The following is a 22450-nucleotide window of genomic DNA, read 5'->3' on the forward strand; positions in this document are numbered from 1 at the left end:
TTTGATGCCCGCGCGGCGCGAGACCCGCCCCGCAGCGCAGCGGCACGTCCGGCACGCACGATCGTGCCGCTAAGTCCGAGCGCCGGGGAACCATCGGCGTGAGTGCAGCCGCCATGCTTCCCCACCCTTAAAGTCCGCTTTCAGCCAACAGCGCGCGCTAGCCGCGAGCCACCGGCGGACACGATTTCAGAATAGCGCCCCACGCGCCCCGTCAGCGTCTGCCATGCCGGCCAGCCAGCCACATGTGCGGAGCTGACACTACGAGTCGTCCAACCATGAACGCACCTCAAGTTTTCGATCCTCACGGCGCTGCCGCCGCCGTGGCCGCCGACGTCGAACCGCGCCTGCGCGAGATTCCGTATAACTACACCTCCTTTTCGGATCGCGAAATTGTCATCCGACTGCTGGGCGAGGACGCATGGAACGCGCTCGCCGAGCTGCGCGCCGAACGCCGTACCGGCCGCTCGGCCCGCATGCTCTACGAGGTGCTCGGCGACATCTGGGTCGTGCGCCGCAATCCGTATCTGCAGGACGACCTGCTCGACAATCCGAAGCGCCGCGCGCTCCTGATCGAGGCGCTGAACCACCGCCTCGCCGAAATCGAGAAGCGCCGCCGCGCCGACCTCCAGGAGCACGCCGACAAAGAAGGCGTGGACCGCGCCGCGCGCGTGGAAACGCTGGTCGGCGCCACGCGCCGCGCCATCGACGACTTCGCCGCCGAATTCGAGAAGATGGCCGATCTGCGCCGCCGCGCCACCAAGGTGCTCGGCCGCCGCACGCAGAAGGACAACATCCGCTTCGACGGAATCGCGCGCGTCTCGCACGTGACCGATGCGACCGACTGGCGTGTCGAATACCCATTTGTGGTTCTCACGCCCGACACCGAAGCCGAGATTGCCGGCCTCATCAAGGCCTGCTTCGAGCTGGGCCTCACGGTGATCCCGCGTGGCGGCGGCACGGGCTACACGGGCGGTGCGGTGCCGCTCACGCCGTTCTCGGCCGTCATCAATACGGAAAAGCTCGAGCAGCTCGGTCCTGTCGAGATGACCGACCTGCCAGGCGTGGACCGCAAGGTCGCGACGATCTTCTCGGGCGCGGGCGTCGTCACGCGCCGCGTGACCGAGGCCGCCGACGCGGCGGGCTTCGTGTTCGCCGTCGACCCGACCTCGCTCGACGCCTCGTGCATCGGCGGCAATGTCGCGATGAACGCGGGCGGCAAAAAAGCCGTGCTCTGGGGCACGGCGCTCGACAACCTCGCCTGGTGGCGCATGGTGGATCCGCAGGGCAACTGGCTCGAAGTCACGCGACTCGATCACAACCTTGGCAAGATCCACGACATTCCCGTGGCGCGCTTCGAGCTCAAGTGGTTCGACGGCGAGCACGCGCCCGGCGAAAAGCTGCTGCGCACCGAATGGCTCGACATCGAAGGCAAGCGCTTTCGCAAGGAAGGGCTCGGCAAGGACGTCACCGATAAATTCCTCGCAGGCCTGCCGGGCGTGCAGAAGGAAGGCTGCGACGGGCTCATTACGTCGGCGCGCTGGGTGCTGCACAAGATGCCCGCGCACACGCGCACCGTTTGTCTCGAGTTCTTCGGCCAGGCGCGCGAGGCGATTCCGAGCATCGTCGAGATCAAGGACTATCTGTTCGAGACGTCGAAGAAGGGCGGCGCGATCCTGGCCGGTCTGGAGCACCTCGACGAGCGCTATCTGCGCGCCGTGGGCTACGCGACCAAGAGCAAGCGCAACGCGTTTCCGAAGATGGTGCTGATCGGCGACATCGTCGGCGACGACGCCGATGCCGTGGCCGCCGCCACCTCGGAAGTCATCCGCATGGCCAATGGCAAGAGCGGCGAAGGCTTCGTCGCGGTCTCCGCCGAGGCGCGCAAACGCTTCTGGCTCGACCGCAGCCGCACGGCCGCGATTGCCAAGCACACCAACGCGTTCAAGATCAACGAAGACGTCGTGATCCCGCTCGACCGCATGGGCGAGTACACGGACGGCATCGAGCGCATCAATATCGAGCTGTCGATCAAGAACAAGCTGCAACTGATCGACGCGCTCGAGGCGTTCTTCAAGGAAGGCAAGCTGCCCTCATTTGTCGATGCGGGCAAGACCGACGACGCCAACGAGATTCCGTCGGCGGAACTGCTCGAAGACCGCGTGCAGCAGGCGCTCGACCTGCTCAAGCGCGTGCGCGAGCGCTGGACCTTCGTGGGCGAGAAGCTCGACATGCCGCTGCGCGAGGCGCAGCACTATCTCGTGCAACTGGGCTACGAGGCGCTGGCGGAGAAGTTCGCCGATCGCACCGACGTGCAGCCCGACGCGACCGTGTTCCACGTCACGCAGGACCGCACGGTGCGCATCTCGTGGAAGCAGGAGATTCGCGCGGAGCTGCGCCAGATCTTCAATGGCGGCGCGTTCAAGCCGATCCTTGAGGAAGCCCAGGCGATCCACAAGAAGGTGCTGCGTGGCCGCGTGTTCGTGGCGCTGCATATGCACGCCGGCGACGGCAACGTGCACACCAACATTCCGGTCAACTCGGACAACTACGAGATGCTGCAGGACGCGCACCACTCGGTCGCGCGCATCATGAAGCTCGCGCGTTCGCTCGACGGCGTGATTTCGGGCGAGCACGGCATCGGCATCACCAAGCTCGAATTCCTCACCGACGAGGAGATCGCCGAGTTCCGCGCCTACAAGCAGCGCGTCGATCCGGAAGGGCGCTTCAACAAGGGCAAGCTGCTCGACGGCGCCGACCTGCGCAACGCCTATACGCCGTCGTTCGGCCTGATGGGCTACGAGTCACTGATCATGCAGCAGTCCGACATTGGCGCGATTGCCGAGTCGGTGAAGGACTGCCTGCGCTGCGGCAAGTGCAAGCCCGTGTGCGCCACGCACGTGCCGCGCGCGAACCTGCTCTATAGCCCGCGCAACAAGATTCTCGCGACCTCGCTGCTGGTCGAGGCGTTCCTGTACGAAGAGCAGACGCGTCGCGGTGTGTCGATCAAGCACTGGGACGAGTTCAACGACGTGGCCGACCACTGCACGGTCTGCCACAAGTGCGTGACGCCGTGCCCGGTCAAGATCGACTTCGGCGACGTCACCATGAACATGCGCAACCTGCTGCGCAAGATGGGCAAGAAGAAGTTCAACGCGGGCAACGCGGCGGGCATGTTCTTCCTGAACGCGACCAACCCGCGGACCATCAACCTCGCGCGCGAAGCGATGATGGGCGTGGGCTACAAGGCGCAGCGCCTCGGCAACGACCTGCTCAAGAAGGTCGTGAAGAAGCAGACGGCGCATCCGCCCGCCACCACGGGCAAGCCGGCCGTGGTCGAGCAGGTGATCCACTTCGTCAACAAGAAGATGCCGGGCAACTTGCCGAAGAAGACGGCGCGGGCGCTGCTCGACATCGAAGACAACAAGATCGTGCCGATCATCCGCAATCCGAAGACCACGAACGTGGATTCGGAGGCGGTGTTCTATTTCCCGGGCTGCGGCTCGGAGCGCCTGTTCTCGCAAGTGGGCCTCGCCACCCAGGCGATGCTCTGGGAGGCCGGCGTGCAGACCGTGCTGCCGCCGGGGTACTTGTGCTGCGGCTATCCGCAGCGCGGCTCGGGCCAGTTCGACAAGGCCGAGAAGATCGTCACGGACAACCGCGTGCTGTTCCACCGCGTCGCGAACACGCTCAACTACCTCGATATCAAGACGGTGGTGGTGTCGTGCGGCACGTGTTACGACCAGCTCGCCGGTTATGAATTCGACAAGATCTTCCCGGGCTGCCGCATCATCGACATTCACGAGTTCCTGCTCGAGAAGGACATCAAGCTCGATGGCGTGTCGGGCACGCGCTACATGTACCACGACCCGTGCCACACGCCGATCAAGACGATCGATCCGGTCAAGCTCGTCAATGAGCTCATGGGTTCCGAAAAGGACGGGTACAAAATCGAGAAGAACGAGCGCTGCTGCGGCGAATCGGGCACGCTCGCGGTGACGCGTCCGGACGTTTCGACGCAGGTGCGTTTCCGCAAGGAAGAGGAAATCCGCAAGGGCGCCGCGAAATTGCGCGGCATTCCAATCGTCGCGAGTGGTGTAAGCGGTGAGAACGGCGTGCAGCCGGCCACGCAGCAGGAAGCGGGCGGGCAGGGCAGCACGCAGGATGTGAAGATTCTGACGAGCTGCCCGTCGTGCCTCCAGGGTCTGTCGCGGTACAACGAGGACGCCAACATCGAAGCCGACTACATCGTGGTGGAAATCGCCCGACACGTGCTTGGCGAAAACTGGATGGCGGACTACGTTCAGAAGGCCAACAATGGCGGAATCGAGCGCGTGCTGGTTTAATGGCAGCGCAAATTTTTCCGTAACACGGGTTCGAGGACGACGATGGGATGCGTATTCTGCAATGAGGAAGGCGGCGATGTGCTGTGGCAAGACGAGCGTATGCGTGTCGTGCTCGCGAGCGCCGAGGCCGAGTATCCCGGCTTTTGCCGGGTCATCTGGAATACGCATGTCGCCGAGTTCTCGGATCTGGGCGCCGAAGACCGGGAACATCTGATGCGCGCGGTCTACGCGGTCGAGCGTGCGCTGCGCCGCGTGATGCAGCCATCGAAGGTGAATCTCGCGAGCCTCGGCAACCAGGTGCCGCACGTGCATTGGCACATCATTCCGCGCTTCACGAACGACGCGCATTTTCCAATGTCGGTGTGGTCGCCGCGCCAGCGCACGGTCTCGGAGGCCATGCTCGGGCAGCGCCGCGCACAGGCCACGCTCTTGCGCGACGCGGTGCGTCAGGAAATCGAGCAGGCGCTCGCCTGAGCAGGCCGCAATGCGCGTGCGGGTGCAATGCCTGTTCGTGCTGGCGACACAGAGGGAGGGACAGAAATAATCATGAGTGGACTGAATTCCGATACGCCGGTGCCGACTGGCATCGTGGTGCATGCGCTGTCGCGCGTGCTCGAACTCCAGTACGGGAATGGCGAGAGTTACCGCGTTCCGTTCGAGTTGATGCGCGTCTATACGCCATCGGCGGAAGCGCGCGGCCACGGACCCGGCCAGGAAACGCTGCAAACGGGCAAGCGCGAAGTGACGATCACGGCGCTCGAGGCCGTCGGCAACTACGCGCTGCAGCCCACCTTCTCCGATGGCCACAATACCGGCATCTACTCCTGGGACCAGCTCTACGAACTGGCGACGCGCCAGGACGCACTCTGGGCGGAGTATTTCGCGAAGCTCGAGGCCGCGGGCGTCGAGCGCGACACCCCCATGGCGCCAGCGCCTGCTGCGCACGGCCACTGCCACTGACGCTTCCTGTTACGATCCTGCCCGCCGCGGCGCCCACGCGCCGCACTTCATCCAATAAGACCTGGACACGATCCGGTCAGACCCGCGAAAGGACGAGCGCGATGAGCAAAACCCACTTCGGCTACGAAACAGTCGACGAACAGGACAAGGCGAAGAAGGTGGCCGGCGTGTTCCATTCGGTCGCCTCGAACTACGACCTGATGAACGACTTGATGTCGGGCGGGCTGCATCGCGCCTGGAAGGCGTTCACGATCGGAGAGGCCAATGTGCGGCCGGGCGCGAGAGTGCTCGATATCGCGGGCGGCACGGGCGATCTCTCGATGGCGTTCGCGAAGAAGGCTGGCCCGACCGGCCAGGTCTGGCACACCGACATCAACGAGTCGATGCTGCGCGTGGGCCGCGACCGGCTCATCGACCGTGGCGTGATCACGCCCGCGCTGCTCTGCGACGCGGAGAAAATTCCCTTTCCGGACAACTACTTCGACGTGGTGACGGTGGCTTTCGGCCTGCGCAACATGACGCACAAGGACGCCGCGCTTGCCGAGATGCGCCGCGTGCTCAAGCCGGGCGGGCGCCTGCTCGTGCTCGAATTCTCCAAGGTCTGGGATCCGCTCAAGAAAGCTTACGACGTGTACTCGTTCAAGGTGCTGCCGTGGCTGGGCGCGCGTTTTGCACAAGATGCTGAAAGCTACCGGTATCTCGCCGAATCGATCCGCATGCATCCGGATCAGGAAACATTGAAGACGATGATGGAACAAGCCGGCCTCGATGCCGTCAAATATTACAATTTGTCAGCTGGCGTGGTAGCCTTACACGTCGGCACAAAGTATTAGTGTTCCCAACTCTCTGTCTTTAAAGGAAATTCCGCCATGTCTGAGTCCCGAACCATTGCTTCCAAAAAGCTTTCAGTATCGTGGGCCAGGCGGATCGGAACCTTGGCCGTGATTGGCGTGATCGTCGCGGGCAGTGTCGCATCACTCGACGCCGAGGCGCGCCGCATGGGTGGCGGCCGCAGTTTCGGCCAGCAGTCGTCGGTGGCCTCGCAGCGCAGCACCACGCCGCCGCCGGCCCAACCCAGCCCAACAAATCCCGCGCAGCAGGCCGGCGCCCAGCGCGCGCCTGGCACGCCGGCGCCCACGCCCGCTCCGGCGCGCAACCGTTGGCTCGGGCCCATCGCAGGCCTCGCCGCTGGCCTCGGCATCGCGGCCCTGCTGTCGCACTTCGGTCTCGGCGGGGCGTTTGCCAGCATGATGGCGAATGCGATTGTGATCGCGCTGCTCGCGTTCGTCGCGATCTGGCTGATCCGCAAGTTCACCAATCGTCGTCGTGGGCCGCAGCCCGCATATCAAACGGGTAGCGCAGGTTTGCCGCCTTCGGGCGGCATGAACCAGACGGGCGGTTACCAGCAGCCGGAGCCGCGCTATACGGCGCCGCCCACGGGCCAATACCTCGCGCCTGAAGCCAATCCGCTCACCACGCCGCAGATCGACACGGCGCCGGCCGTTCCGGCCGGCTTCGACACCGAGGCGTTCCTGCGCAACGCAAAGGTCTATTTCGTGCGCCTGCAGGCCGCGTGGGACGTGGGCAACGTCGAGGACATTCGCGAGTTCACCACGCCCGAAATGTTCGCCGAGATCCGTGTGGACCTTTCGGCTCGCGGCACGCAGCCCAATCAGACCGACGTCGTTCAGCTCAACGCCGACGTGCTCGCGGTGGAAGAGCGTGGCAACGAATATCTCGCAAGCGTGCGCTTCTCCGGTCTGATCCGCGAAGAGGCAGGCGCTACCGCCGCGCCGTTCGTCGAGATCTGGAATCTCTCGAAGTCGCGCACGTCGGGCGAGGGCTGGCTGCTGGCCGGCATCCAGCAGGTCGAGGCTCATTGATACGCCAATGAGCCGGCATTGATGCGGCGTTGATCCTGCGCCGCCCGGCTGCACGCGCTTGCACACGTTAGTCGGATGGCCCAGGCCATTTGAACAAGGCCGCTGCGCGGCGCGATCGGACGGCGCGAACGCTACAATAGGAACCCGCGCGAGCTGGAGCTTGCGCGGGTTTCTTTATTCCACGCCGATGACTCTCGCCGCCAAGCCCTTCGCCGCCGCCGTCAATCACCTGCTCGCCCGCGAATCGTGGGCTCGCGACCGCCTCGCTCCTTATGCCGGCAAGACGGCGCAGCTGTCGTGTCCGCCGGTCGTGCTCACGCTGCTCGTGGAGCCCGATGGCTACCTTGCCGCGGTCGACGAGCACGACGCGCGGTGCGCCGACGTCGCGCTCTCGCTGCCGGCCGGCGCGCTTTCTTCGTATGTGCAGGGCGGCCAGTCCACCGTCATGAAGCACGTGAAGATCGAGGGCGACGCGGAATTCGCGCAGATCATCGGCAAGCTGGCGGAACACCTGCGTTGGGAGCCCGAAGAGGATCTTGCGAAGCTGATCGGCGACGCGCCGGCTTCGCGCGTCGCGACGCTTGCGCGCGCCGTGCATGAGCAGGCGCTGCGCACGGGGCGCAACGTGCTCGGCTCCGTCACCGAATATCTGCTCGACGAAAATCCGCAGCTCGTGCGGCGCGCCGAACTCGACGGCTTCAACGCGGAGCTGTCACGCGCGCGCGACGCACTGGCGCGCGTGGAGAAGCGCATCGAGCGCATTGAACAAAAATCACAAGCGCGTGGCGTACCGCACGGTACCCAGGCGGTGCCGTCGGGCGCCGCACCGCGCGGCCCGAGCCAGACAACAGGCCACTAAGACATGCGTTTTCTGCGTTTCCTGAAGATCTTTTTTACAGTCATCCGCTTCGGTCTCGACGAAATGATGTTGAGCCGGATCAATGACCGGCGCGTCAGGCTGTTGCTGCGTATCACTACCATCGGCCGCAAGTTCGATCAACCGCCCGGCGTGCGGCTGCGCCTGGCGCTCGAAAGCCTCGGGCCCATTTTCGTGAAGTTCGGCCAGGTGCTCTCCACGCGCCGCGACCTGCTGCCGCTCGACATCGCAAACGAGCTCGCGAAGCTGCAGGACCAGGTGCCGCCGTTCGAATCGCAGGTGGCGATCGACATCATCGAAAAATCGCTGGGCGCGCCCGTTGACGTGCTGTTCGACGAGTTCGAGCGGGTGCCCGTGGCGAGCGCCTCAATCGCACAGGTGCACTTCGCGAAGGTGAAGTCCGGCCAGCACGCGGGCAAGGCGGTGGCGGTGAAGGTGCTGCGCCCGAACATGCGGCCCGTGATCGATTCAGACCTGCTGCTGCTGCGCGATCTCGCCGTATGGGCCGAGCGCCTGTGGGCCGACGGCAAGCGCCTCAAGCCGCGCGAGGTGGTGGCCGAATTCGACAAGTACCTGCACGACGAGCTCGACCTCATGCGCGAGGCCGCCAATGGCAGTCAGTTGCGCCGCAACTTCGTGGGACTCGATTTGCTGCTCGTGCCGGAGATGTACTGGGAGTTCAGCACCCCCAACGTGCTCGTGATGGAGCGCATGGTGGGCGTGCCGATCAGCCAGGTCGACAAGTTGCGCGCGGCGGGCGTCGACATTCCGAAGCTCGCGCGCGAAGGCGTGGAAATTTTCTTCACGCAGGTGTTTCGCGACGGTTTCTTCCACGCCGACATGCACCCCGGCAACATCCAGGTGAGCCTCGACCCCGCGCATTTCGGGCGCTATATCGCGCTCGATTTCGGCATCGTCGGGGCGCTCTCGGATTTCGACAAGAACTATCTCGCGCAGAACTTTCTCGCGTTCTTCAAGCGCGACTATCACCGCGTCGCCACGCTGCACATCGAGTCGGGGTGGGTGCCGCCCACTACGCGCGTCGAGGAGCTCGAGAGCGCCATCCGCGCTGTTTGCGAACCCTATTTCGACCGCGCGCTCAAGGATATTTCGCTCGGCCAGGTGCTGCTGCGCCTCTTCCAGACCTCGCGGCGCTTTAACGTGGAGATTCAGCCGCAGCTCGTGCTGCTGCAGAAGACCATGCTCAATGTCGAGGGCCTCGGGCGCTCGCTCGATCCGGAACTGGATCTCTGGAAAACCGCCAAGCCGTATCTGGAGCGCTGGATGACCGAGCAGATCGGCCTGCGCGGCTGGTATGAGCGTTTCAAGATCGAGGTGCCGCAGTGGAGCAAGACGCTGCCGCAGTTGCCGCGTCTCGTGCACCAGATGCTGCTGCATCGCCAGGACCCCACGCACCTCGCCAACGACGACACCATTCGCCAGATTCTTGCCGAGCAGCGCCGCACCAACCGCCTGCTGCAAGGTCTCGTAGTGTTCGGCGTGGCGGTGGGGGTGGGCATGGTCGCCGCGCATATGTGGCTGGCGTTGGCCTATGGTGGCTGAGGCGGCGGATACGGTGAGGCGGTTGAGGTGGGCCGCCAGGCGTAAAGCAGGCCGAAAGCACAGCAGACAAGGAGTGAAACGATGAGCGAGCCGACCTTTCCAGGCCAGTCGGGCGAGGTGCCCGAATTCGAGACGCGCGACCCTGGCGCGCGCGAGTTCTGGGACGAGCGTTTCGAGCGCGGCTTCACGCCGTGGGACCAGGCTGGCGTGCAGCCGGCCTTCGAAGCCTTCGCTGTCGCACACCCCGCTGCCGCCGTGTTGATTCCCGGTTGCGGCAACGCCTGGGAAGCGCGCTGGCTGGCCGAGCGCGGCCGTGCGGTGCGCGCGATCGATTTCGCGCCGTCGGCGGTGGCGAGCGCGCGCGCGGCGCTTGGCAACTTTGCCGATGTGGTCGAGGAAGCGGACTTCTATACGTACACGCCGCCTTTTGCGCCGGACTGGATCTTCGAGCGCGCGTTTCTGTGCGCGCTGCCCAAGGCGCACCGGCCGCGCTACGCGCAGCGCATGGCGGCGCTGCTCGCGCCTGGTGCGTTGCTGGCGGGTTTCTTCTTTATCGGCGACACGCCCAAGGGACCGCCTTTCGGCATCGCGCGCGGCGAGCTCGACGCGCTCCTTATGCCGTATTTCACGCTGCTCGACGACCAACCCGTGGAAGGCTCGCTCCCGGTGTTCGTCGGCCGCGAGCGCTGGCTCACGTGGCAGCGCAACGGCACACCGGCCGCGCCGCACAACGCCGGATAACGCCGGATAACGCCGCCGCGCCGCGCCGCGCGCGTGAAAACACAGACGCGCACAGACGCGCACTTGATCGGGCGCAAGCCGCCCCCAACTAAGCCCGAGCCGCATTCTGCGCCCCTGACCGGCAATTACCGGGCCAGGGGCGCGTTTCCGGCTATAATTCAAGGCTTTGCAAGCTTTTATCAGAATTTCACCCGTTTCATCAGGAAAGAGATCATGCCGATCTACGCTTATCGCTGCGAGTCGTGCGGCTTCGACAAGGACGTCCTGCAAAAGATCAGCGATGCGCCCCTGACGCAGTGCCCGAGCTGCGGCGCGGACACATTTCGCAAGCAGGTCACTGCGGCCGGCTTCCAGCTGAAGGGCTCGGGCTGGTACGTCACCGATTTCCGCGGCGGCAACGGCGGCAAATCCGCTGGCACGGGCGCTGCTGCAACCGGCGCGAAGTCCGCCGAGGGCGCATCGTCGTCCGAGGGCGGCAAGCCGGCGGGCGAGGGCACGAGCGCAGCCGCGCCAGCGGCGTCCGCCGCCGCTCCCGCTAGCTCGGCGCCCAGCACCGCTGGCTCCTCCTGAAACCTTGCGGCCCGGCTCTCCGGAGCCCGGCCGCGCCAAGCGCCGCGCGTCGCGCGCGGCCCGGATGGCGTGTACATGACGACGATCAAGAAAGCGACTTTCAAATCGGTATTCCTGACCGGCCTTCTCGTGCTGGTGCCGTTGGCCATCACGTTGTGGGTGCTGAATCTCGTCATCGGCACGATGGACCAGACGCTGCTGCTGCTGCCGGAGTCGTGGCGGCCGCCGTTCCATCTGCCGGGTCTCGGCGCGGTGCTCACGCTGGCGTTCATCTTCGTGGTGGGGCTGCTCACGCATAATTTCATCGGCCAGAAGCTGGTCGAATGGTGGAATGCGCTGGTGCGCCGCATCCCGATCATCGGTCCGCTGTATGGAAGCATCCAGCAGGTTTCCGATACACTGCTTTCCAGCAATGGCAATGCTTTTCGCAAGGCGCTCCTGATCGAGTACCCGCGCAAGGGCTCCTGGACCATCGCGTTCCTCACCGGCATTCCGGGCGGCGACGTGGTGAACCATCTGCAAGATGAGCACGTGAGCGTTTACGTGCCGACCACGCCCAATCCCACTTCGGGTTTTTTCCTGATGGTGCCGAAGAGCGAGGTGATCGAGCTCGACATGACCGTCGACGCCGCGCTCAAGTATATTGTTTCGATGGGCGTCGTCGCGCCGGTCGCGAATGCTCGCCGCCCCATCGATCCCCCGCTTTAATACCGGACGCCGCGCCGCATACGGCGCCTCCGTTCATTCATGCACAACGAAAGACGAACATCATGTCGATGAGATCTGAATACTGCGGTCTGGTGACCGAACAGCTGCTGGGCCAAACTGTTTCGCTGTGCGGATGGGTGCAGCGTCGCCGCGACCACGGCGGCGTCATTTTCATCGATCTGCGCGATCGCGAGGGCCTCGTCCAGGTCGTCTGCGACCCCGACCGTGCCGAGATGTTCAAGACCGCCGAAGGCGTGCGCAACGAATTCTGTGTCCAGGTCAAGGGTCTCGTGCGCAACCGTCCGGAAGGCACGGTCAACGCCAACCTCACGAGCGGCAAGATCGAAGTGCTGTGCCACGAACTCGTGGTTCTGAACGCGTCGGTCACGCCGCCGTTCCAGCTCGACGACGACAACCTCTCGGAAACCACGCGCCTTACGCATCGCGTGCTCGACCTGCGCCGTCCGCAGATGCAGCACAACCTGCGCCTGCGCTACCGCGTGACGATGGCCGTGCGCAAGTATCTCGACTCGCTCGGCTTCATCGACATCGAAACGCCAATGCTCACGAAGAGCACGCCGGAAGGTGCGCGCGACTATCTCGTGCCGTCGCGCGTGAACGCGGGCCAGTTCTTCGCGCTGCCGCAGTCGCCGCAGCTCTTCAAGCAGCTCCTGATGGTGGCGAACTTCGATCGCTACTACCAGATCGTCAAGTGCTTCCGTGACGAAGACCTGCGCGCCGACCGTCAGCCCGAATTCACGCAGATCGACTGCGAAACGTCGTTCCTCGGCGAGCAGGAAATCCGCGACCTGTTCGAAGACATGGCGCGTCACGTGTTCAAGGAAACGATCGGCGTCGAACTCGACGCGAAGTTCCCGATCATGCCGTACTCGGAAGCCATGAGCCGCTTCGGCTCGGACAAGCCGGACCTGCGCGTGAAGCTCGAATTCACCGAATTGACCGACGCCATGAAGGACGTCGACTTCAAGGTGTTCAGCGCACCGGCCAACACGAAGGACGGCCGCGTCGCGGCGCTGCGCGTGCCGAAGGGCGCCGAGCTTTCGCGCGGCGACATCGACGGCTACACGGAATTCGTGCGCATCTACGGCGCGAAGGGTCTCGCGTGGATCAAGGTCAACGAAGCCGCGAAGGGCCGTGACGGTCTGCAAAGCCCGATCGTCAAGAACCTGCACGACGCCGCGATCGCCGCGATCATCGAGCGCACCGGCGCACAAGACGGCGACATCATCTTCTTCGCGGCCGACCGCGCGAAGGTCGTGAACGACAGCCTCGGCGCGCTGCGCCTGAAGATCGGCCATTCGGAGTTCGGCAAGGCCAACGGCCTCGTCGAGAAGGGCTGGAAGCCGCTGTGGGTCATCGACTTCCCGATGTTCGAATACGACGAGGAAGAAAACCGCTACGTGGCCGCGCACCACCCGTTCACGAGCCCGAAGGACGAGCACCTGGAATACCTCGAAACGGATCCGGGCCGCTGCCTCGCGAAGGCTTACGACATGGTGCTGAACGGCTGGGAAATCGGCGGCGGCTCGGTGCGTATCTATCAGGAAGACGTGCAGAGCAAGGTGTTCCGCGCGCTCAAGATCGGTGCGGAAGAAGCGCGTGCGAAGTTCGGCTTCCTGCTCGACGCGCTGCAGTACGGTGCGCCTCCGCATGGCGGTATCGCGTTCGGTCTGGACCGCATCGTCACAATGATGGCCGGCGCCGACTCGATCCGCGACGTGATCGCGTTCCCGAAGACGCAGCGCGCCCAGTGTCTGCTCACGCAGGCGCCGAGCGAAGTGGACGAGCGCCAGCTTCGCGAACTGCATATCCGTCTGCGTCAGCCCGAGCAGAAGACGGCGCAGTAAGCGAGGCAATAAGCGGTGCAATAAGGCGGGGCGCCGCAGTGTACGCATGAGCCGCGGGCCGGCTCTTGTGTCACGCAACGCAACACAGAAAAGGCGCATCGTGCGCCTTTTTTGCTTTTTGCGTTAAATTCATTACTAAAGCTAAAGCGCCGCGCGTTTTTTTACGTGTTGGTCCACGCGTCGCGCGGCGCATCCCCAAGACGCACCATCGCGCTTAATCGCCATGCAGAAGCCGCCGAAGATTCCTCAATCCGTACTCGTCGTCATTCATACGCCGCGGCTCGAAGTCCTGATCATCGAGCGCGCCGACCGGCCGGGGTTCTGGCAGTCGGTGACGGGTTCGAAGGACAGTCTCGACGAGCCGTTTGCCGAGACGGCCGTGCGCGAGGTGGGCGAGGAAACGGGCATCGTCGTCGGGGCGCCGGGCGTACCCGAGCGTGCGCTGCGCGACTGGCAGCACGAGATCGAGTACGAAATTTACCCAGTGTGGCGGCACCGCTATGCGCCGGGCGTTACGCGCAATACCGAGCACTGGTTCAGTCTGGAGGTGCCCGAGGGCACGGTCGTCACGCTCGCGCCGCGCGAGCATGTCGCGTATCGATGGCTGCCTTATGAAGAGGCGGCGGCGCAGTGCTTCTCGTGGTCGAACCGCGAGGCGATCCTGCAACTGCCCGGGCGGCTCGAAAAGCTTCGTGGAGCACACACGTGAGCGACACCGGCACGGAATCTGGCACCGACCGCGGCACCGATCGCGGCAACGATCGCGGCAGCGGTGCAGACGACAGCACGGGCAGCGGTGCCGGGAATCGTGCAGGCAATCATGCCGAAAACAGCGCCGAAAACAGCGCCGGGAGCAGCACCGACAGCAGCACCGCCGGCACCGACTCGCAGCACGTCATGCGCCTGCGCGATGCGCTGCTGGGCCGGCGCTATCGTTCGCGCTACCGCTTCACGAGCGGCAACGCGGTGCGCCTGTTCTGCTCGGGCGCGGACCTCTTCGGGGCCATGATCGAGTCCATCGACGCCGCCACGCGCGATGTCGTCCTCGAAACCTATATCTTCTGCGACGACGACCTCGGCCGGGCGCTCTCCGAGGCGCTCGTGCGCGCGGCGCGGCGCGGCGTGCGCGTGCGTGTGATCACCGATGGCATCGGCTCGCCCCATCTCGCGCTCTTCGATACCTGGCCCGCCGCCGGCATCGAGCATCGCGTCTACAACCCGCATATCTTCGGGCGCTTCGGCTTTTCGCGCACGCATCGCAAGCTGGCCGTGATCGACGACCAGTACGCGTCGTGCGGCGGCATCAACGTGGTCGACGACCTCAAGCAGGACGGCAGGACGCTGCCGTATCCGCGCTGGGATTTCGCCGTCGGGCTGCACGGGCCCGTGGTGGTGGACGTGCGCGTGGCGTTCGAGCAGCAATGGCGGCGCATCCGGCTCGGCCATCAGCCGCCGCTGCCGCCGGGCACATTTTCGCCCGGTGTGCCTGCGAGCGCGGGCTATATGGCGCCGCATCCGACCGGGCACACGATCGCGCGCTCCACCCAGATCGTCGACGACGCGTTGCGCGCGCTCGCACCCACCGTGCGCTCGGGGCCTGCGGGGCGTCTGTTTGCGCGCTTGCGCGAGCGCCTGCGCGCGAGCGTGCGCGACCCGCGCGCGGCGCATGTGCCCTGCGTGGCGTTCGTCGCGCGCGACAACGTCGTGAACCGGCGCGCGATCGAGAAGGCTTATCTCGACGCCATTGGCGAGGCGCGCAAGGAAGTGCTGCTCGCCAACCCGTACTTCATGCCGGGCCGGCGGCTGCGCCGCGCACTCCTCGAAGCGGCGGAGCGCGACGTGGCCGTCAAGCTTTTGATCGGACGAAAAGAGTTCGTGGTGCTCGATTACGGCGTGCCGTTCCTCTACCACCAGTTGCTGAGCGCCGGCGTGCAGATCGCCGAGTACGAGAGAACCATGCTGCACGGCAAGGTCGCCGTGGTCGATTCGAGCTGGGCGACCGTCGGCTCTTCGAATCTCGATGCGCTCTCCCTCGTGCTCAACAACGAGGCCAACGTGCTGCTCGTGCGGCATCCGGAAATCCTGCAACTGCGCGACGCCATCCTTGGCGCGTTCGAGGGCTCCCCGCAGATCGACCGGGCCCGCTACGAGGCGCGGCCCTGGCACGTGCGCGCGCTGAACTGGCTGGCGTGGTCGTTCTATCGCGCGACCATGAAACTCCTCACCGTGGGCGGTTACGACTAGGTCCGCCATTGCCCGGGCATGCGCGCCTGCCATACGAATCGTCACGCTTGCAATCGAGAAATGTTCGCTTGTGCGTGGCGTCCGATGCCCGAGAATTAGAGTGCCGGCTAGAAATCGGTTTCTAATAAAGTTCTTGTTTTCGCGAGCGGTCGTCTTCAATAATAGTACGGCCGTTCGATTTCATTCCGGCCCAGATGTGCGCAGCGGTTGTCGACGTCAGATGCCAAAGTCGGACGCCAAGAACGGATGCGAGCATCTCGGCTTCATCGTTACGGTAAATAAAGCTATGCGAAAAGGCGAACAGACACGAGCCGCCATTCTGGATGCAGCACTCGACCTGGCAGGTCGCGATGGACTGGAAGGACTCACCATCGGCCTGCTCGCCGAGCGCATGCAGATGAGCAAGAGTGGCGTCTTCGCGCACTTCGGGTCGCGCGAAGACCTGCAGGTCGAGGTGGTGCGCGAGTACCACCGCAGATTCGAGGAAGAAGTCTTCTTTCCGAGCCTGCGAGAACCACGTGGTTTGCCGCGTCTGCGTGCGATGCTGTCGCGCTGGTTCGAGAAGCGCATTCACGAAGTCACGACCGGCTGCATCTACATCAGCGGGGCCGTCGAGTACGACGACCGCGCGGACAGCCAGGTGCGCGAGACCTTGGTCGCGAGCGTGTCGATGTGGCGCGCGGCGCTCTTGAGGGCCATTTCGCAGGCAATTGAAGAAGGCCATTTGCGCAAGGAGACCGATCCCGCGCTGATGCTCTTCGAACTGTATAGCGTGACGCTCGGCCTGCATCATGACGGCCGCTTCCTGCACCTGCCGGACGCGGTCGAGCATACGTGGGCCGCGTTCGAGAAATTGATTGTTTCGTATCAGAGCGAGACCCAGTAGCACCCGAGCGCAACATCGATGTCGCGGCGGCGCGCGAAAGGTCCGAAGCTCAAACTTGGGAGAGAAGACATGGGACAGTACACCGCGCCGCTGCGCGACATGCAATTCGTCCTGCACGAACTGCTGAACGTGGAAGGCGAAGTCAAGCAGATGCCGAAGCACGCCGACCTCGATGCCGACACCATCAACCAGGTGCTCGAAGAAGCCGGCAAGTTCTGCTCGGAGGTGCTGTTTCCGCTGAACCAGGTCGGCGACCGCGAAGGCTGCACCTACACCGGTGACGGCGTCGTGACCACGCCGACGGGCTTCAAGGAAGCGTACAAGCAATATGTCGAGGCCGGCTGGCCGGCGCTCGGCTGCGATCCCCAATACGGCGGCCAGGGCCTGCCCGCGTTCGTGAACAACGCGCTCTACGAGATGCTCAACTCGGCAAACCAGGCGTGGACCATGTATCCGGGTCTTTCGCACGGCGCCTATGAGTGCCTGCACGCGCACGGCACGCCCGAGTTGCAGAAGACCTATCTGCCGAAGCTCGTGGAAGGCATCTGGACCGGCACGATGTGCCTGACCGAGCCGCACTGCGGCACCGACCTCGGCATCCTGCGCACCAAAGCCGAACCGCTGGGCGACGGCTCGTACGCGATCACCGGCACGAAGATCTTCATCTCGAGCGGTGAGCACGACATGGCCGAGAACATCGTCCACCTTGTGCTCGCACGCCTGGCCGACGCGCCTCCGGGAACCAAGGGCATTTCGCTCTTCGTCGTGCCGAAGTTCGTGCCGACCGAAGCGGGCGAGCCGGGCGCACGTAATGGCATCAAGTGCGGCTCGATCGAGCACAAGATGGGCATTCACGGCAACGCGACCTGCGTGATGAATCTCGACGGCGCGAAGGGCTGGCTGGTGGGTGAGCCGAACAAGGGCTTGAACGCCATGTTCGTGATGATGAACGCCGCACGTCTGGGCGTCGGCATGCAAGGCCTCGGCCTCACCGAAGTTGCCTACCAGAACTCGCTCGTCTATGCGAAGGAGCGCTTGCAGATGCGCTCGCTGACCGGCCCGAAGGCGCCCGAAAAGGCTGCGGACCCGATCATCGTGCATCCGGACGTGCGCCGCATGCTGCTCACGCAGAAGGCCTGGGCCGAGGGGGCGCGCGCCTTCACCTACTGGTCCGCGCTGCAAATCGACAAGGAGCTCTCGCACGGCGACGAAGGCGAGCGCAAGGAAGCGGCCGATCTCGTGGCGCTGCTCACGCCGATCATCAAGGCTTTCCTCACCGATAACGCCTTCGAGTCCACCAACCTCGGCATGCAGGTGTTCGGCGGTCACGGCTTCATCGCCGAGTGGGGCATGGAGCAGTACGTGCGCGACGCGCGCATCAACCAGATCTACGAAGGCACCAACACGATCCAGTCGCTCGACCTGCTCGGCCGCAAGGTGCTCGGCGACATGGGCGCGAAGCTCAAGAAGTTCGGCAAGCTCGTGACGGATTTCGTCGAGGCCGAAGGCATCAAGCCGGAGATGCAGGAGTTCGTGAATCCGCTCGCCGACCTTGGCGACAAGATGCAGAAGCTCACGATGGAAATCGGCATGAAGGCGATGCAGAACCCCGACGAAGTGGGCGCGGCCGCGGTGCCGTACCTGCGCACGGCGGGCCACCTCGTGTTCGCGTACTTCTGGGCGCGCATGGCGCGCATCGCGCTCGACAAGGAAAGCTCGGGCGATCCGTTCTACAAGTCGAAGCTGGCCACGGCGCGCTTCTACTTTGCGAAGCTCCTGCCCGAAACGGCCACCGCGATCCGCCAGGCGCGCGCGGGCTCGAAGACGCTGATGGAAGTCGACGAAGCGCTGTTCTAAGCGCGAGGCGCACGGTGCGCGCTCATCGCTTTCGCGGAGCGCGTGCCATGGCCGCCGACATCAACATCGACATCGCATCGACATCGAATCACCAAACGCCCGGACGCGGCGCTTACGGCTAGAAGAACAACCACGCCGGGCGTCGCGCAGACTCCTCAATCCGCTCGACATTGCATATCCGCTGGAGGAACAACGTGAGCAATCTGAATATTCGCAAGGTGGCCGTGCTCGGCGCCGGCGTGATGGGCGCGCAGATCGCAGCGCACCTGATCAACGCGCGCGTGCCCGTGCTGCTGTTCGATCTGCCCGCGAAGGAAGGCCCGAAAAACGCCATCGCGCTCAAGGCGATCGAGAACCTCAAGAAGCTCTCGCCCGCGCCGTTCGGTGTGAAGGACGACGCGCAGTACATCACGCCCGCGAACTACGAAGACGACATCGCCAGGCTCGCGCAATGCGACGTGGTGATCGAAGCGATCGCCGAGCGCATGGACTGGAAGCACGATCTCTACAAGAAGGTCGCGCCGCATATCGCTCCGAACGCGATCTTCGCGACCAACACCTCGGGTCTGTCGATCACCGAACTCTCGCACGGCTTCGACGATGCGCTGAAGGCGCGCTTTTGCGGCGTGCACTTCTTCAATCCGCCGCGCTACATGCACCTCGTCGAGCTGATCCCGACGACGCATACGCAGCCCGCCATTCTCGACCAGCTCGAATCGTTCTTGACGAGCGTGGTGGGCAAGGGCGTGGTGCGCGCGAAGGATACGCCGAACTTCATCGCGAACCGCGTGGGTATTTTCTCGATCCTCGCGGTGATCGCGGAGGCGAAGAAGTTCGGTCTGCGCTTCGACGAAGTCGACGACCTCACGGGCAGCCGCCTGGGCCGTGCGAAGTCGGCGACGTTCCGGACTGCTGATGTTGTCGGTCTCGACACCATGGCGCACGTCATCAGGACGATGCAGGACAACCTCAAGGACGATCCGTTCTTCCCGGTCTACGAGACGCCGGCGGTACTCGCCGCACTCGTGCAGAAGGGCGCGCTCGGCCAGAAGACGGGCGGCGGCTTCTATCGCAAGGAAGGCAAGGCGATCAAGGTGCTCGACGGCAACACGGGCGAGTACGTGGACGGCGGCGCGAAGGCCGATGAAATCGTCGGCCGCATCCTCAAGCGTCCGCCCGCCGAGCGCCTGAAGCTGCTGCGCGAGACGCAGCACCCGCAGGCGCAGTTCCTCTGGTCGATTTTCCGCGACGTGTTCCATTACATCGGCGTGCATCTGGCGTCGATTGCGGACAACGCGCGCGATGTCGATCTCGCGATTCGCTGGGGTTTCGGCTGGAACGAAGGGCCGTTCGAAGGCTGGCAGGCCGCGGGCTGGAAGCAGGTGGCCGAGTGGGTGAAGGAAGACATCGACGCGGGCAAGGCGCTCTCGAACGCACCGCTGCCCGCATGGGTGTTCGACGGTGCGGTCGCGGCGAACGGCGGCGTGCATGGCGCTGAAGGCTCGTGGTCGCCCGCTGAGTCGCGTTTCGTGCCGCGCTTGAATCTGCCGGTGTACGAGCGTCAGGTGTTCCGCGCTGCACTCCATGGTGAAACGGGGGACCAGGTTCGCGATCCGAAGACCTTCGGCAAGACGCTGTTCGAGAACGAGCACCTGCGCGCCTGGGTCGACGATCGCGCAGGCGAGGACGATGTCGTCATCGTCTCGTACAAGAGCAAGATGAACACGATGGGCCCGGGCGTGCTCGACTCGCTCGTGAAGGCCATCGACATCGCTGAAGACGGCTACAAGGGCGTCGTGATCTGGCAACCCACGTCGCTGAAGCTCGGGGCGCCAGGTGGCCCGTTCTCGGCAGGCGCGAACCTCGAAGAAGCCATGCCCGCGTTCATGATGGGGGGAGCCAAGGGCATCGAGCCGTTCGTGAAGAAGTTCCAGGACACCATGCTGCGCGTGAAGTACGCGAATGTGCCGGTGGTGGCGGCGGTCTCGGGCATCGCGCTCGGCGGCGGCTGCGAAATCATGCTGCATAGCGCCAAGCGCGTTGCGCACATCGAGAGCTATATCGGCCTCGTGGAAGTAGGCGTGGGTCTCGTGCCCGCGGGCGGCGGCCTGAAGGAAGCGGCGCTGCGCGCGGCGGACGCGGCGCAAGCGGTTGGCGCGGCGCCGAGCGACCTGCTCAAATTCCTCCAGAAGTCGTTCGAGAACGCGGCGATGGCCAAGGTCTCGGGATCGGCGCTCGAAGCGCGCGCGATGGGTTATCTGAAGCCCTCGGACACCATCGTTTTCAACGTGTTCGAGTTGCTCGACACGGCGAAGAAGGAAGCGCGCGCACTGAGCGCGGCCGGTTACCGTCCGCCGCTGCGCGCGACGCGGATTCCGGTCGCGGGCCGCTCGGCGATCTCGACCATCAAGGCGTCGCTCGTGAACATGCGCGATGGCCGCTTCATCAGCGACCACGACTTCCTGATCGCGAGCCGCATCGCGCATGCGGTGTGCGGCGGCGACGTCGAGGCAGGCAGCCTCGTCGACGAGGAATGGCTGCTCACGCTCGAGCGCCGCGCCTTCGTCGACCTGCTCGGCACGCAGAAAACACAGGAACGCATTATGGGCATGCTGCAGACCGGCAAGCCGGTGCGCAACTAAGCGGCACGGCACGATAAACGGATCGGAGTTACAGATGAGCAAACAGTTGCAGGACGCATACATCGTCGCCGCGAGCCGCACGCCCATCGGCAAGGCGCCGCGCGGCGTGTTCAGGAACACCCGCCCCGACGAGCTGCTGGTGCACGCGATCAAGTCGGCGGTTGCGCAGGTGCCGGGTCTCGACACCAAAGTGATCGAAGACGCCATCGTCGGTTGCGCGATTCCCGAGGCGGAGCAGGGGCTGAACGTGGCGCGCATCGGCGCGTTGCTCGCGGGATTGCCGCAGAGCGTGGGCGGCGTGACCGTCAATCGTTTTTGCGCGTCGGGTCTCACGGCGCTCGCCATGGCTGCGGACCGCATCCGCGTGGGCGAAGCCGATGCGATGATCGCGGGCGGCTGCGAGTCGATGAGCATGGTGCCGATGATGGGCAACAAGCCGTCGCTCTCGCCGCATATCTTCGATCGCAGCGAAGACGTTGGGATTGCTTACGGTATGGGCCTCACGGCCGAGAAGGTCGCGGAGCGCTGGAAGGTGAGCCGCGAGGCGCAGGACGCGTTCTCGGTGGAGTCGCATCGCCGCGCGCTGGCCGCGCAACAGGCGGGCGAGTTCAAGGACGAGATCGCGCCGTACACCCTGATCGAGCGTTTCCCGGATCTCGCCACGGGCGAGGTGAAGGTGAAGGAGCGCCTGATCGAGCTCGACGAAGGCCCGCGTGCGGAGACCTCGCTCGAAGGCCTCGCCAGGCTGCGCCCGGTTTTCGCGAACAAGGGCTCGGTCACGGCTGGCAACAGCTCGCAGACTTCGGATGGCGCGGGCGCACTGATCGTCGTCTCCGAGAAGATGCTCAAGCAGTTCAACCTCACGCCGCTCGCGCGCTTCGTGAGCTTCGCGGTGCGCGGCGTGCCGCCGGAGATCATGGGCATCGGCCCGAAGGAAGCGATTCCGGCTGCGCTGAAGGCCGCGGGCCTGAAGCAGGACGATCTCGACTGGATCGAGCTCAACGAGGCGTTTGCCGCGCAGTCGCTGGCGGTGATCCAGGACCTCGGTCTCGATCCTTCGAAGATCAACCCGCTCGGCGGCGCGATTGCGCTGGGCCACCCGCTCGGCGCGACGGGCGCGATCCGCGCTTCGACGGTCGTGCACGGGCTGCGCCGCCGCAACTACAAGTACGGCATGGTGACGATGTGCGTCGGCACCGGCATGGGCGCGGCGGGCATCATCGAGCGGCTGTAAGTGCTTCGTGCTTTTAGTGCATAGGCGTTATCGACACGGTTCGCAGGCTTCGCGGTCTGCGGGCCGTTTTTCGT

The 22450-nt window shown here is 64.7% G+C and carries 17 protein-coding genes; all 17 read left to right on the plus strand.

Translation table 11 applies throughout. The features are described from left to right. Positions 1–275 precede the first annotated feature (275 nt). The 17 genes from L5014_RS05350 (at position 276) to L5014_RS05430 (ending at position 22376) form a co-directional block, all read left to right on the plus strand. Positions 276–4343, plus strand: coding sequence for a DUF3683 domain-containing protein (locus L5014_RS05350; protein ID WP_238462552.1), 4068 nt, complete (start codon positions 276–278; stop codon positions 4341–4343). Between the two features lie 42 nt (positions 4344–4385). After that, positions 4386–4817 (plus strand): HIT family protein, encoded by a 432-nt coding sequence (locus tag L5014_RS05355; RefSeq protein ID WP_238462553.1) that lies wholly within the window; start codon positions 4386–4388, stop codon positions 4815–4817. 72 nt (positions 4818–4889) lie between these two features. Next, positions 4890–5303, plus strand: coding sequence for a gamma-butyrobetaine hydroxylase family protein (locus L5014_RS05360; protein WP_238462554.1), 414 nt, complete (start codon positions 4890–4892; stop codon positions 5301–5303). Positions 5304–5404: 101 nt separating this feature from the next. Next, complete coding sequence (gene ubiE / locus L5014_RS05365) at positions 5405–6136, plus strand: bifunctional demethylmenaquinone methyltransferase/2-methoxy-6-polyprenyl-1,4-benzoquinol methylase UbiE (RefSeq protein WP_238462555.1); 732 nt, start codon at positions 5405–5407, stop codon at positions 6134–6136. A 36-nt stretch (positions 6137–6172) separates the two neighbouring features. Continuing rightward, positions 6173–7186, plus strand: coding sequence for a Tim44 domain-containing protein (locus tag L5014_RS05370; RefSeq protein WP_238462556.1), 1014 nt, complete (start codon positions 6173–6175; stop codon positions 7184–7186). A 187-nt stretch (positions 7187–7373) separates the two neighbouring features. Then, complete coding sequence (locus tag L5014_RS05375; protein WP_238462857.1) at positions 7374–8045, plus strand: ubiquinone biosynthesis accessory factor UbiJ; 672 nt, start codon at positions 7374–7376, stop codon at positions 8043–8045. 3 nt (positions 8046–8048) lie between these two features. After that, complete coding sequence (ubiB, locus tag L5014_RS05380; protein WP_238462557.1) at positions 8049–9626, plus strand: ubiquinone biosynthesis regulatory protein kinase UbiB; 1578 nt, start codon at positions 8049–8051, stop codon at positions 9624–9626. Between the two features lie 81 nt (positions 9627–9707). Beyond that, a complete protein-coding gene (locus tag L5014_RS05385) occupies positions 9708–10367 on the plus strand; it encodes a methyltransferase domain-containing protein (protein WP_238462558.1) in 660 nt (219 codons plus the stop codon). Positions 10368–10580: 213 nt separating this feature from the next. Next, entirely contained in the window at positions 10581–10937 is a 357-nt protein-coding gene (locus L5014_RS05390; protein ID WP_238462559.1) for an FmdB family zinc ribbon protein, read from the plus strand. A gap of 75 nt (positions 10938–11012) precedes the next feature. After that, entirely contained in the window at positions 11013–11645 is a 633-nt protein-coding gene (locus L5014_RS05395) for a DUF502 domain-containing protein (RefSeq protein WP_238462560.1), read from the plus strand. 62 nt (positions 11646–11707) lie between these two features. After that, a complete protein-coding gene (aspS, locus tag L5014_RS05400) occupies positions 11708–13513 on the plus strand; it encodes an aspartate--tRNA ligase (protein WP_238462561.1) in 1806 nt (601 codons plus the stop codon). Between the two features lie 223 nt (positions 13514–13736). Further along, entirely contained in the window at positions 13737–14222 is a 486-nt protein-coding gene (gene nudB / locus L5014_RS05405; protein WP_238462562.1) for a dihydroneopterin triphosphate diphosphatase, read from the plus strand. 188 nt (positions 14223–14410) lie between these two features. Beyond that, positions 14411–15757, plus strand: a complete 1347-nt coding sequence (locus L5014_RS05410) for a phospholipase D-like domain-containing protein (protein WP_238462858.1) — start codon at positions 14411–14413, stop codon at positions 15755–15757. Positions 15758–16043: 286 nt separating this feature from the next. After that, positions 16044–16643, plus strand: a complete 600-nt coding sequence (locus tag L5014_RS05415) for a TetR/AcrR family transcriptional regulator (protein ID WP_028206015.1) — start codon at positions 16044–16046, stop codon at positions 16641–16643. A 69-nt stretch (positions 16644–16712) separates the two neighbouring features. Next, positions 16713–18500 carry an acyl-CoA dehydrogenase C-terminal domain-containing protein gene (locus L5014_RS05420; RefSeq protein WP_238462563.1) on the plus strand — a complete coding sequence of 596 codons (1788 nt, stop codon included), beginning with the start codon at positions 16713–16715 and terminating at the stop codon, positions 18498–18500. A gap of 194 nt (positions 18501–18694) precedes the next feature. Next, positions 18695–21142, plus strand: coding sequence for a 3-hydroxyacyl-CoA dehydrogenase/enoyl-CoA hydratase family protein (locus tag L5014_RS05425; protein WP_238462564.1), 2448 nt, complete (start codon positions 18695–18697; stop codon positions 21140–21142). 34 nt (positions 21143–21176) lie between these two features. Beyond that, a complete protein-coding gene (locus L5014_RS05430) occupies positions 21177–22376 on the plus strand; it encodes an acetyl-CoA C-acyltransferase (RefSeq protein ID WP_238462565.1) in 1200 nt (399 codons plus the stop codon). The last annotated feature ends 74 nt before the right edge of the window (positions 22377–22450 follow it).

This window comes from Paraburkholderia tagetis, from assembly GCF_022213065.1.
GTDB lineage: Bacteria > Pseudomonadota > Gammaproteobacteria > Burkholderiales > Burkholderiaceae > Paraburkholderia > Paraburkholderia tagetis.